Annotated in this window: 14 protein-coding genes; 4 read left to right on the top strand and 10 right to left on the bottom strand. The window is 41.4% G+C overall.

The window, feature by feature from the left end; translation table 11 throughout:
* Positions 1-235: 235 nt before the first annotated feature.
* From LZT21_RS11570 to LZT21_RS11535, 8 genes are all read right to left on the bottom strand, one after another.
* Entirely contained in the window at positions 236-511 is a 276-nt protein-coding gene (locus LZT21_RS11570) for a hypothetical protein (RefSeq protein ID WP_233990931.1), read from the bottom strand.
* The gene (locus LZT21_RS11565) at positions 511-660 is read right to left on the bottom strand and encodes a hypothetical protein (protein ID WP_233935669.1); all 150 of its coding nucleotides are present in this window, start codon (positions 658-660) and stop codon (positions 511-513) included. Before LZT21_RS11565 ends, LZT21_RS11570 begins: the two co-directional genes overlap by 1 nt.
* A gap of 115 nt (positions 661-775) precedes the next feature.
* Positions 776-1,750 carry a tripartite tricarboxylate transporter substrate binding protein gene (locus LZT21_RS11560; RefSeq protein ID WP_233990929.1) on the bottom strand — a complete coding sequence of 325 codons (975 nt, stop codon included), beginning with the start codon at positions 1,748-1,750 and terminating at the stop codon, positions 776-778.
* 37 nt (positions 1,751-1,787) lie between these two features.
* The gene (locus tag LZT21_RS11555) at positions 1,788-2,777 is read right to left on the bottom strand and encodes an acryloyl-CoA reductase (RefSeq protein ID WP_233925188.1); all 990 of its coding nucleotides are present in this window, start codon (positions 2,775-2,777) and stop codon (positions 1,788-1,790) included.
* Between the two features lies 1 nt (position 2,778).
* Entirely contained in the window at positions 2,779-3,750 is a 972-nt protein-coding gene (locus tag LZT21_RS11550; RefSeq protein ID WP_233925187.1) for a tripartite tricarboxylate transporter substrate binding protein, read from the bottom strand.
* Between the two features lie 21 nt (positions 3,751-3,771).
* Positions 3,772-4,932: an acyl-CoA dehydrogenase family protein gene (locus tag LZT21_RS11545; RefSeq protein ID WP_233925186.1), complete on the bottom strand. Its 1,161-nt coding sequence runs from the start codon at positions 4,930-4,932 to the stop codon at positions 3,772-3,774.
* A 31-nt stretch (positions 4,933-4,963) separates the two neighbouring features.
* Positions 4,964-5,446: a MaoC family dehydratase gene (locus LZT21_RS11540; protein ID WP_233925185.1), complete on the bottom strand. Its 483-nt coding sequence runs from the start codon at positions 5,444-5,446 to the stop codon at positions 4,964-4,966.
* Between the two features lie 12 nt (positions 5,447-5,458).
* Complete coding sequence (locus tag LZT21_RS11535) at positions 5,459-6,679, bottom strand: CaiB/BaiF CoA-transferase family protein (RefSeq protein ID WP_233990927.1); 1,221 nt, start codon at positions 6,677-6,679, stop codon at positions 5,459-5,461.
* Positions 6,680-6,830: 151 nt separating this feature from the next.
* Here LZT21_RS11535 and LZT21_RS11530 point away from each other — a divergent pair, with 151 nt between their 5' ends.
* The 3 genes from LZT21_RS11530 to LZT21_RS11520 all read left to right on the top strand — a co-directional run bounded on the left by LZT21_RS11530 (position 6,831) and on the right by LZT21_RS11520 (position 9,107).
* The gene (locus tag LZT21_RS11530; protein WP_233925183.1) at positions 6,831-7,616 is read left to right on the top strand and encodes an IclR family transcriptional regulator; all 786 of its coding nucleotides are present in this window, start codon (positions 6,831-6,833) and stop codon (positions 7,614-7,616) included.
* A gap of 38 nt (positions 7,617-7,654) precedes the next feature.
* Positions 7,655-8,431: an enoyl-CoA hydratase/isomerase family protein gene (locus LZT21_RS11525; protein ID WP_233990925.1), complete on the top strand. Its 777-nt coding sequence runs from the start codon at positions 7,655-7,657 to the stop codon at positions 8,429-8,431.
* A 202-nt stretch (positions 8,432-8,633) separates the two neighbouring features.
* On the top strand, positions 8,634-9,107 hold the full coding sequence (locus LZT21_RS11520) for a hypothetical protein (protein WP_233990924.1): 474 nt from the start codon (positions 8,634-8,636) through the stop codon (positions 9,105-9,107).
* 123 nt (positions 9,108-9,230) lie between these two features.
* On the opposite strand, the gene LZT21_RS11945 is transcribed toward LZT21_RS11520, so the two are convergent.
* Positions 9,231-9,776: a YggT family protein gene (locus LZT21_RS11945; RefSeq protein WP_370634825.1), complete on the bottom strand. Its 546-nt coding sequence runs from the start codon at positions 9,774-9,776 to the stop codon at positions 9,231-9,233.
* Between the two features lie 308 nt (positions 9,777-10,084).
* On the opposite strand from LZT21_RS11945, the gene LZT21_RS11515 reads away from it, so the two are divergent.
* Complete coding sequence (locus LZT21_RS11515) at positions 10,085-10,873, top strand: formylglycine-generating enzyme family protein (RefSeq protein ID WP_233990923.1); 789 nt, start codon at positions 10,085-10,087, stop codon at positions 10,871-10,873.
* Positions 10,874-10,883: 10 nt separating this feature from the next.
* Here the strand turns inward: LZT21_RS11515 and LZT21_RS11510 are convergent, their stop codons facing one another.
* On the bottom strand, positions 10,884-11,309 hold the full coding sequence (locus LZT21_RS11510; RefSeq protein WP_233925175.1) for a DUF2452 domain-containing protein: 426 nt from the start codon (positions 11,307-11,309) through the stop codon (positions 10,884-10,886).
* Between the last annotated feature and the right edge of the window lie 46 nt (positions 11,310-11,355).

Below are 11,355 nucleotides of genomic sequence, written 5' to 3'. Positions count from 1 at the left end.
CAACAGAGATTGAAAAAGAGCTTTGCATCTTTACCAAGAAAGCATTTGATCTCTATATGAATGGCTTATATGTTGAGGCACTAGTCATCTATGAGGATTTGGTGCTTAGGTTTAATGACGGCCTAGCCGCAGTGATGGTTGCTAAGTGTCGCAATAAGATTAACTGAGGGCAGTCTAAGCATCTGGTTTCAAGATAGAAAAAATTAATTTATTTTCTAGTTGCCTAACACTTCTCTCAATACACTGCATCGTGATCGCCAACATTGATCAGAACAATTTCATTTTCAGTAATAATCATTTCAATGGTGATGCGGTATTTCAAGTTGATGGAAATACTTTGTAACCCGTCTAGTCTTCCAGTCAAGCCATACAGGCGTAGTGAAGGATGATGTGGGTTGAGTTCTAATAACTCTAATGTTTTGGCGTATTGACTTTCTACATCGGGGCGACGCTTTAAGAACTTAGCCGCCCGCCTGTTGTACTGCTCAGTAAAGATTAACTGCCAAATCATTATGCAGATTTATTGATTTGCTTTAGGCGTTTAATATGCTGAGCCACTGTTTCTTTAACAAAGCGACCTTGTACTAAGTCACTTTTAGATTCAGCTAGTGCAGCTTCAAGCTCGCATTCGCGAAGATATTGATATTGCTGCTGACTCATCACCACATACTTTACTTGTCCACGCACCCAACGAATTAAAAGAATGTTGTTCCACTTAAAACCCTTATTAATTCAATGGGTTATAAGTGTCAAGGTGACTAGTTTAGTCAATCTGTTACTCAGCGGTTATGCCGGTAAGGCGAATAATTTCAGCCCATTTTTTATTTTCGTTAATCATATATAGGGCAAAGCTTTGCGGACTTTGACTTGGTGTGACTAAATTGCCAGCATCTTCATAGGTATTTTTAAGGGCTTTGATATTCAGGACTTTGGTGATTCCTTGAAATAATGTGTCGATCTTATCTCGAGGTGTTTTGACCGGAGCCCACATTCCAAACCATGATTCTTGAATTGTCAGTTCATTTTTCATAATCTCATTGAGGGTTGGAACTTCCGGTAATTGAACTAGTCGATTTTTACTCGTCACAGCTAGTGCACGGACTTTTCCACCCTTTACCAACGGAACAGCTGTTCCCGCTATAGGAAATGCAAACTGTGTATCACCTCGAATTAGAGATGTAGCAATTTCTACTGATCCTTTTAATGGGATATGTGTTACCTTTAAATTGTTCAGTGTGACGAAGGTGGCGCCTGCAATATGCGCTGAAGTTCCAATACCGCCTGATCCATAGTTCATGGAACCTGGGTTAGCTTTGGCAGCAGCGATCACATCCTCAGCTCGCTTGTAAGGCGAATCTGCAGCAACCATCATCACTGTTGGGAAAGAGTACATATTACTAATGGGTGCAAAATCCGCCAATGGATTAATTGAAATTTCTGGCTTAATGATTTTTTGAATTAATTGTATGTTTGATCCAAGCATAAGTGTATAGCCATCAGGCGCTGACTGGGCCGCATATTGAGTCGCAAGCACTCCGCCAGCCCCAACTTTATTCTCAACAATGATTGTTTGTTTGAAAGCTTCTCCTAGATAAGGCGCTGCTTGTCTCAACTGAATATCAGGACCACCACCTGCTGCGTAGGGGCAAACTATTTTGATCGAATTACTTGGAAAACCTGCTTCAGCATAAGATGTTAAAGGGTAAAGACCAATGCTGGGGATAGTAATGAGAAATTCTCGACGCTTCATATTGGCTCCTAGCTTTCTTTTTTCTAATTTGCAAATTTTATTTAGTCATATCAATTACTATTCTGCCCTTTGATTTTCCTGCCAAGGTGAGATCTAGGTGATGCGCTAACTTTTCTATGCCAATTATGCTGGCGATTTCTTTTAAATGGGTAGGGCGATATTCGTTGGCAATCTTCTTCCAGATTTTTTCTCTTATATTCATGGGAGAATTAGCATTAATGCCTATTAAACGTATTCCTCTAAGAATAAAGGGTACAACAGTAGTATCTAGTTCTGCTCCACCAGCATTTCCAAAGGCAGCAATTATTCCGCTTGTTTGCATGACACGAGTAAGCCAAGATAGGGTATATCCACCGACAGAATCGATCGCCCCAGCCCATTGGGCTTTTTCAAGGGGTTTAAATGAGCTCTCTGGCGAAATGCGGCCAATGACTTCTGAGGCACCAAGGTTTTTAAGATATGCCGTCTCGTTCGGCTTTCCACTCATGGCGGTAACTTGGTAACCTCTTTGAGACAACATATCGATGGCAATAGTAGCGACACCTCCTGTTGCGCCGGTTACTAGGATTGGACCGCCTTGGGTATTTAGACCATTTAGTTCCATTAAGTCTAAAGATAGCCCTGCCGTGTATCCAGCAACACCAATAGTGGCAGCATCAAGTAGAGTGAGGCCTGACGGCAACTTCATAACCCAATCTGCGTTCACTCGCGCGTATTCTGCATGACCACCATCATGATCAACCCCAATTCCGCAGCCATTTACTAATACTTCATCTCCTGGGCTAAAGCGTAAATCATGTGACTCGACAACGATTCCAGTTAGGTCAATGCCGCTAATTCTTGGCCATTCACGTACGATATTGTTAAGACCTTTTGAAGCGAGTGCATCCTTGTAGTTAATACTAGAAAATGCCACCTTGATAATCACATTGCCAGGACTCAAAGAATCCAATTGGATGGACTCAATTTTTCTAGTGACCACACCGTCAATGGAGTGAAGGCGAAAAGCTTTAAAAATGCCTTGCATATTATTGAGCTTTAATATTGGCTTGCTTGGTAACCTGTGACCACTTAATAGTCTCTGCTTTAATGTGGTCAGCAAATTCAGTTGGGGTGCTACCGATAATCTCGACCCCCTGTTTTTGGAGGTTATCACGTACTTCAGGATCCTTTAGAGCAGTTTGTATAGCATTATTTAGCCGCTCAATAATGGGATTTGGGGTTCCGGCAGGCGCCAAAATTCCCCACCAAGCATATGCTTCCATTGGATAACCAAATTCTTTCAAAGTGGGTACATTGGGCGTAAAACTAGACCTTGCCGGCATAGCAATTGCTATTGGCATTGCATTTCCAGCCTTGACTTGAGCCATTACTGGGCCGTAATTATCAAAGCTTAGCTGAACTTGACCCCCAATGAGGGCCGTCGTTGCCTCTGAACTTCCTTTGTAGGGGATATGCTGAAGATTGCTTTTTGAGTCGCTTTTAAAAAGCTCACCCGCCAAATGTGCGCTACTGCCATTTCCTGGTGATGAATAAGATAAGCCATTAGGAGTTAATTTCGATTGAGCGATTAAATCAGGAACATTTTTAATACTAGAATTACCAGGTACGAAGATATAAACAGGTACCTTAGTTATGAGGTTAACCGGTATTAAATCCTTTTGAGCATCGTATGGCAATTTATCAAACAAGGCCACATTCGTTGCTAAGTTGGCTGTTCCCATCAATAGGGTATAGCCATCTGCAGGAGCTTTGACGACTGAAAGGGTACCAGTTTGCGTAGAAGCTCCAGGTTTATTTTCAACAATGATAGGTTGGCCAAGTAATTGCCCTAATTTTTGGCTAATTGCTCTTGCTGCAGAATCAGTGCCACCACCAGCAGCATAAGGAACAATGATTTTAATAGGGCGATTGGGGTAGTTAGCTGTTTGTCCCCAAGTTGTAATGGGACTAACTAAGCCGAGTAAAAAGACGATAGTTGAATAAAATTTGATTTTCATAATTTTTCCAAAATAAGAGTATTAGTTCAGGGAAAGTCCAGCATGTTTAAACGTATTTCTGGCGATATTCAGTTGATGTATTTGGCTTGTTCCTTCGTAAAGGCGGAATAGACGAACATCTCGGTAAAATCTTTCAATCGGATTATCAGCAATATAGCCATAACCCCCCAACATCTGCACACATCGATCGGCAACTCTTCCACACATCTCAGAGGCAAAATATTTGCAAATGGAGGCCTCCATCGTGACATCTTCTCCTGCATCTCGTTTGCGAGCGGTTTCTAAAACAAGTGCTTTAGCGGCATAAATTTCGGTTTGACAATCTGCAATCATGGCTTGCACCAACTGAAAGGCGCCGATGGACTTACCAAATTGTGTTCTAAGGGATGTATATTTCACAATTTCATCTAACATTCGAATAGCAGGACCAATACAAAGTGCTGCCAAATGGATGCGTTGCTTATTCAATACTTTCATTGCGGTTTTAAAGCCTGCGCCTTCTACCCCAATAAGGTTGCTAGCAGGAATGCGGCAGTTTTCAAAATATACTTCTGAAACTGGGGATCCTGCTTGCCCCATTTTTTTGTATGGACTGCCAACAGTAAGGCCCGGTGTATTTTTTTCTACTAAAAAGGCAGAGACGCCATCAGCTTTAGGCTTATTTTGATCTGTTCTTGCCATGACCGTAAAAAGATCGGAAATAGGTGCATTAGTAATAAAGCATTTAATACCATTTAGGATGAAATCACCCCCATCTTTACGTGCCGAAGTTTTTAAAGAGGCTGCATCTGAACCCGCGTCAGGCTCGGTAATAGCGAAGCAGCCAGTAATTTCTCCGCTAGCTAATCTAGGCAAATATAATGCTTTTTGTGATTCTGATCCATCAGCAACTAATGCTTCCGACCCAATTCCTGTATTGGTCCCCACCCGCGCACGAAAGGCAACAGAGCATTGAGATAGTTCTATTGCAGCTAAGACTAGTTCTTCTGTAGTCATGCCAAATCCACCATAGGCCTCTGGGATTGAAAATCCAAATAGTCCAAACTCAGCCATATCGCTCACGATATCAGTGGGTACTTCATCGCGTAAGGCAACCTCTGCTTCTCGAGGAATAAGCTTATTTTTGCAATATTTTTTTAGTGAATCTAAAAAAGAAGAGAATTCGTTTGGGTTGCGAATCATAGTGCCTCCTTAATCAAAATAGTGAAATGCACTACGAAGCTTCATTACTAAATTCTCCATACCGTCGACTTACCCATTCTGCGATTAAACAAGGCCGCTCTTTACCTTCTTGTTCCATAGAAACATTCCAAATAATTTGTACGCCCCCTTTAAATGCCTCTAAAGACATTAAGGTGAAATGAGCGCGAACCCTTGCATTAACTAAAACTGGATCCGTAAATCTGACTTTGTTAGTTCCATAATTAATAGATAGGGTAACGCCATCGATGAGAACAGTATCTGTAAAAAAACGACTTAATAATGAGAGGGTTAAAAAACCATGAGCAATAGTGACTCCATAGGGAGAATCTTTTGCTGCTCTTACTGGGTCTACGTGTATCCATTGATCGTCTCCGCCAGCCTCAGCAAATAAATTAATACGCTCTTGAGTAATCGTCTGCCAATCGGAAGGAGGAAGTTGTTTACCAACCCAATTTTTTAATTCATTAAGAGAGTTAAGTTTAATTTTATGCATGCAATATTCCTTTTAGATAACCTTGTCAGCTTTTAGTTGGGAAATTTCTTCGTTGCTCAAACCAAGTTCAGAATAAAAAGAAATATTGTGCGCACCAGTTTTTGAGCCGCTATGGGGAATATATTCGGCAACCCCAGAAAAGCGCGGCACTATGCAAGGCGCTGGAATACTGCCCAGATCTTCATCGGGAAGTCGGATGATGGCTTTACGTTCTTTAAAGTGGGGATCATTTAATACATCATCAATCCCATAAACTTTGGTAAAGGGCACCTCATTCTTGTTAAGAACTACTGCTAAGTGTTCAAAAGTCTGAGAAGAACACCAGTTAGAAATAATTTGGTCTAATTCATCCAAGTTTTTTAGGCGCGACTGATTATTAGAAAATTTAGAATTGTTTGCTAATTCATCCACTCCCATTGCAGAGCAGAACCGCTTAAATATTGGTTCGGATGAGCCAACGACGCTAATCCAAACATCATCTGATGTTTTGTAAATATTAGAAGGCGCCGTATATGTCGCCCGTGATCCAGTGCGCGCTCGAATGTAATTTAATTGTTCATATTCAGCTGCGAGAGGGTCAAGTAGGCGCATCATTGCTTCGGTTGCTGACAGGTCGATTTCTCGACCGACTCTATTTTTCGACTGAGAGCTTTCAACTAAAGCGGCCGCAATAGAAAAGGCTCCAAATAGGCCAGAAACTACATCTCCTAATGGGTAATTCATGTGCTGAGGGGGGCCTTCTGCCATTCCCGTTAGGTTTGTAAAGCCGCTCATCGCCTCAAATATTCGAGCAAAACCTGGCCGTCTGGCATAGGGTCCAGTTTGGCCAAACCCAGTGAGACGAAGAATAATAAGTTGCGGATTAGCTTGATGTAAGGTTTTGATATCAAGCCCCCACTGATCGAGGGTGCCAGTTCTAAAATTTTCTACTAGAACATCAAAAAGGGGAAGCATCCTTAGAAAAATTTCTCGTCCCTTAGGTTTGCGCACATCCAAAGTAATGCCTTGTTTACCTCTATTAGTGACTTTCCAATATAAAGAATGATGATCCTTCATCGGGGCAAAAGTTCTTAAGGGATCATTGCTCGCAGGCAACTCTAATTTAGTGACTTCAGCGCCTAGGTCGGCACACAGCGTCGCTGCAAATGGGCCGGCAATAACGGTGGCCATATCCAGAATGCGAATACCAGATAAAGGGCCTTTATTACTACTATGTATTTGTGGCGTGTGCATATTGATTTAAGTGCATTTTAGTAAGCAATTCTATTGAATCAGAGAAAATTAGGGCTATCCGTGTGTTTCGCCTAGCGAAACAGTTGTTAGAATATATTGTGATCCCCAATGACCATAAAGAGGATCTAAGTTCTTGAAGAGGGGTAAAGAAATGATCGATCGTCAGTTTGCAATTAACCTTAGTAGGGGCCTAGAGGTGTTAAGGGCATTTAATCCGGCTGATCAATTATTAGGGAATCGAGAGTTATGTGAAAAAACTTCGCTCCCCAAGGCAACTGTTTCACGCTTAACTTATACGCTTGAAAAATTAGGATACTTACTGAAAGTAGATCGCTTGCAAAAGTATCGGCTTGGTCCGGGGGTTTTGATGCTGGGCTATCCCATGTTAGCTGGAATGGAAATTCGTCATTTGGCGCGCCCTCATATGGAGAAATTAGCATCTAAAACTAAGTGGACGGTTAATTTAGGGATGCTTGGGCGTCTTGAGGTTGTGTATATAGATGCAATGCGTCTTGATCGACGGAATTTTTTAAAGCCTGACATTGGTAGTAGTAGACCCCTTTTAACAACTTCGATAGGACGTGCGCTATTGCTCTCATCTTCTGAAAAAGATCAACTCGCTATTCTGAATAGATTAAAAATTACTTACCCAATACAGTACCGTAAAGATTTACATCACTTTCATCGAGATAAAATATTTTATGCAAATAATTCCTATTGCCTTAGTCTTGGGGACTGGGAGTCAAAAGTTTATGCTGTAGCTGTGCCGCTGAGGGTTGGAAGTAGCGATGATCCGGCTGTCGCTTTAAATTGCACATTAAGTGGCTCAAAGTTGACCGAACTAAAGATACATCAAACTATCATTCCTCACTTGTTAGAAGCAAAACATAATATTGAGAAAGATAGCGGAAGAATTTTTATCAGTAGGAAATATTAAGTTGATTACTAAATATTTATCTAAATAAGGACATAGCTATGAATGATGAATGTATCGATTTTAAAATGAAGGATGGTGTGGCGCTTATTTTTCTGAACCGACCAAATAAGCATAATGCATTGAATGACCAGATTAGGCATGAGCTTCTTATTGCCCTTGAGGCAATAACAATCGATGAAAAAATTCATGCCGTTATTTTGAGTGGTAATGGGACTAGTTTTTGTGCGGGCGGTGATATTGAGGTGATGGCTAAAAGACTAGAGTTACCGCCCGGGGAAATAGCCATGAAAGGCTGGAAGCGGCATCAAGAAATTCAGAGATTAATTACCCTAATTCACAATATGCCAAAGCCAATGATTGCAGCAGTAAATGGGCCAGCTTTTGGATTGGGGGCCGATTTAGCATTGGCATGCGATTTCATCATCGCTAGTGAAAATGCAGTATTTTGCTGGTCTTATATTGAGAGAGCTGTTATTCCAGATGGAGGTGGAATGTATTTTTTGCCTCGACGGGTAGGAATGAGTTTGGCTAAAGATCTAATTTTTTCAGGGAGAAGAATCAAATCTGAAGAGGCAATGAAAATCGGTATCGTAGATCGTTACTCAGCATCTAGTGATTTACTATTGAATGCTGAAAAATGGGCGAATTCATTCAAAGACACTGCTAAGCCCGCCTTTGTACTGGGTAAGCGTATCGTAAATCAAAGTTTTGAGTCGACACTTGATGAAATATTTTCCCTAAGTAACATGGCTCTAGGCATCTGTTTTTCTTCTGTCGAGCACCGTAAATCTGTAGAAAATTTTCTAAAAAAATAAGCAAAAATCACCAAGTGTGCAACAGATTTTGGGGTTACTTGGCGACGGGTTTGGTGTCCAACGTCAGCAACTATGAGACAAATAGGGGTTCATCTTTTAACCCAAGAAGAGCAGATGTACAACAAATTCAAATTCGGGCTTATCTAGGAAATTGGTATCGCTTCAAGTAGGTGTCATAATGGAGCTCTAATTAGGGGAAGCCATGGCCATCAAAGATCCGGCGTTAAGAATTGCAACAGTGGGGTTAGTTGTTAGCTCATTATTTTTAGTTAGTGAACCAGTATCAGCCCAATGGATTTTTGCTGCTAAGCATATAGAAGGTCGGATCAACCAACTAACTCAAGATGATCAAAATGGAAAGCCTACAGCTCAAATGGCTACGGTTGTTTTAAATGCCCCAGCAAGTAAAGTTTATGCAACAGCAATTAATCTAGCTAAGCAAAACCAAGCAATCACCATCGTTTCTCAAGATGCTTCAACTTTAAAACTGAAAGTGTCAGAAAATAATAAAAGCATTACCTTAAAAGTTGTTCCATTAAGTGACCAATCTGCTGAAATCATGATTTCAGCGAGTGCCCCCGCTGATGGAGATGCATCAAGCACCTCAACCGCAGCCGCATCGATACTAAAAATTTGTGCCCAAATGAATAAAAAATGTTCCTTAGGGGCAAATTAGCGTTTCAATTAGCTGGGCGCGCCATCTTAATCACTTCACCTTCAGCATTAGGGTTGCCAGGGGGGAATTAAAAACCCAAGGCGAACTAGTTTATGCATTATGCGTGACGCCAATTTATTTTTTCTACTTTAGATTACTTAAAATAATCTGCAATACTTGCAAAATTAATAATAAGACGAGAGGTGATAAATCAAGTGAACCTAGATTGGGTATTACTCGTCGAATAGGCCTAAGAAGTGGTTCAACTAAAAGAGATATAAGGTATTGGATTGGAGAGCCAGCACTGATCCAAGAGAGAATGACGCTTGCAAAAACTAGCCAAATGAGACCTGAAATGGTTAAGTCTAAAAGCTCAATCAAGGTAATAATCAGCGAAGATGCAGTCAAAGGTATTAGCCCAGATATCCAAGATAGGATAATTGTTTTGCCTAAAACTAGAACATAGGCAGCAAGAAAACTAGCAGTGTCGAATCGGCCTAGGCTAGGGATAATTCGGCGAATTGGCAGAATGATCCAATTGGTGAGAGGGAACAAGTAAGACCCAATGGATTTAATTTGACCAGCCCCAAGATTAGATCCAAGCCATTGGATATAGCATCGCAAAAGACAGGCTCCGGCGACAATGCTTACAAATACTTGAAGTAGTAGGTTTATGATTTGTATCAACATCTCCTCATTGTAGGGGGTGTTAGCCCTAGAGATCCCATTTAGTCCCAAGTTCAAGACCTAGTGCCCCATCAGCAAAGCAAACCCTCACTAGAATTGGTGGGGTTTGTCTTTTAAAGCGCTTCTAAAGTAATGGTTTATCCTCTCAAGGATGCCGTAATGTTGGTTTGCAATCAAAATTGATCCATCATTTGCAGCAAATTATGATTCACCCTCATGAGGAGATTTTTTTCACAAGCCGCCCACATTAAAAAGATGGTGAGCTGAAATTCGCTGCAATGTAGCGTGCAATTTAACACTATGATTTCTTTATGAAAAAAGTCGATCACACCCATATTCTTTTTAGCTTTGTTCTTATGGCCAGTGCCTTGTATTTCCTCCTTGGCTCTTCTCCTAGCCAAAGCGCGCCTATTTCTTTGATCCCTACAGTACAAATTGGTAATTTGATTTGGGATCAGACCGAGATGACTATTGGGGATGTCAAAGGTTTTGCATCTAGCTTTAATTTTGTCAGTGCTGCCGAGAAAAATGGAGGTGGCCTTTCTTATGAAGGGGGATTTGTAAAAAAACCTGGCTGGATCTGGAAAACGCCTTATGGGGTACCGGCAAAAGAAACTGAGCCCGCAGTACATCTCAATCAAAAGGAGGCTGACTCTATTTGCCGTTTCTATGGCAAGCGCTTGCCAACAGATGCAGAGTGGACTTCAGCGGCATTTTTAGAGCAGCGAGCTAACCCGCCAACTGGATATATCAAAGGGCAGCGCTATTCATATCCAGGAGGGGTGAATCCGACTACTTCTCATTGCTTAAGTGGCTGCGGTGATTATAGGGGCTTAGCTCCAGCGGGCGCACTCAATCGTGGCACAGGTCATGTTCAGGTTGGTACAACTAAACCCGGTGTTAATGGTTTATATGACATGGGCGGTAACGTCTGGGAGTGGACCGCTACTGAGCGTAATGGTGGATATATTACCCGCGGTGCCTCTTGGTGGTACGGGCCTGAGCGGCAACAAGAATCTGATGTCGAATCAAAGCCAAGTGATATAGCAGTGGTTTATATTGGCTTTCGGTGTGTTGCTGACGCCGTCCTAAAAAAATAGCGCATAGGATTTACTCGTCTTCAACGATTGCCCAAGTACTATCGCCTAATTTTTTTACAGCCATTGAATAAATCCACTTATTAGGGATTCCACAGCTCCAATCTTTAGGCCCACTCTGAATTAATAGATTCACAGAATTACGTTCATCATAATAAAGATGATAAGTTTTTCCATGAATTGGGTTAAAGCTAAACTTTGCACAATGCACCATTTCAGTTGCATCTAGTCTTGCCTGTAAAGCTCTGGCCTGCTTCATCAAAACTTCAGCCTGCTCCATAATGCGGTCATACTCTAACTTTGCATTTTGTCGTGCAACATTAACCGCTTTATCTTTCTCTTCAACCACTTTAATCGGTGCAAAAACTGGGGCACCAACTTCCATTGGGTATTCAATACCAGCATGTCTGGCTGGATCGGTATCTTCTATTCTCACCATAACTCCTATAAATTAATAACTAAGGACATTAATTAGTAAGTGTAAA

It is taken from the genome of Polynucleobacter sp. IMCC 30228, assembly GCF_021395205.1.
Classification (GTDB): Bacteria; Pseudomonadota; Gammaproteobacteria; order Burkholderiales; family Burkholderiaceae; genus Polynucleobacter.
Note: the sequence above shows the minus strand (reverse complement) of the source record. Positions and strands in the feature narration are given on the sequence as shown.

Excerpts from the sequence above, each read along its gene's own strand:
- LZT21_RS11565 (WP_233935669.1), bottom strand. The coding sequence starts at position 660 with ATGAGTCAGCAGCAATATCAATATCTTCGCGAATGCGAGCTTGAAGCT.
- LZT21_RS11510 (WP_233925175.1), bottom strand. The coding sequence starts at position 11,309 with ATGGTGAGAATAGAAGATACCGATCCAGCCAGACATGCTGGTATTGAA.
- LZT21_RS11530 (WP_233925183.1), top strand. The coding sequence starts at position 6,831 with ATGATCGATCGTCAGTTTGCAATTAACCTTAGTAGGGGCCTAGAGGTG.
- LZT21_RS11545 (WP_233925186.1), bottom strand. The coding sequence starts at position 4,932 with ATGATTCGCAACCCAAACGAATTCTCTTCTTTTTTAGATTCACTAAAA.
- LZT21_RS11945 (WP_370634825.1), bottom strand. The coding sequence starts at position 9,776 with ATGTTGATACAAATCATAAACCTACTACTTCAAGTATTTGTAAGCATT.
- LZT21_RS11535 (WP_233990927.1), bottom strand. The coding sequence starts at position 6,679 with ATGCACACGCCACAAATACATAGTAGTAATAAAGGCCCTTTATCTGGT.
- LZT21_RS11550 (WP_233925187.1), bottom strand. The coding sequence starts at position 3,750 with ATGAAAATCAAATTTTATTCAACTATCGTCTTTTTACTCGGCTTAGTT.
- LZT21_RS11560 (WP_233990929.1), bottom strand. The coding sequence starts at position 1,750 with ATGAAGCGTCGAGAATTTCTCATTACTATCCCCAGCATTGGTCTTTAC.
- LZT21_RS11570 (WP_233990931.1), bottom strand. The coding sequence starts at position 511 with ATGATTTGGCAGTTAATCTTTACTGAGCAGTACAACAGGCGGGCGGCT.
- LZT21_RS11540 (WP_233925185.1), bottom strand. The coding sequence starts at position 5,446 with ATGCATAAAATTAAACTTAACTCTCTTAATGAATTAAAAAATTGGGTT.
- LZT21_RS11515 (WP_233990923.1), top strand. The coding sequence starts at position 10,085 with ATGAAAAAAGTCGATCACACCCATATTCTTTTTAGCTTTGTTCTTATG.
- LZT21_RS11525 (WP_233990925.1), top strand. The coding sequence starts at position 7,655 with ATGAATGATGAATGTATCGATTTTAAAATGAAGGATGGTGTGGCGCTT.
- LZT21_RS11555 (WP_233925188.1), bottom strand. The coding sequence starts at position 2,777 with ATGCAAGGCATTTTTAAAGCTTTTCGCCTTCACTCCATTGACGGTGTG.
- LZT21_RS11520 (WP_233990924.1), top strand. The coding sequence starts at position 8,634 with ATGGCCATCAAAGATCCGGCGTTAAGAATTGCAACAGTGGGGTTAGTT.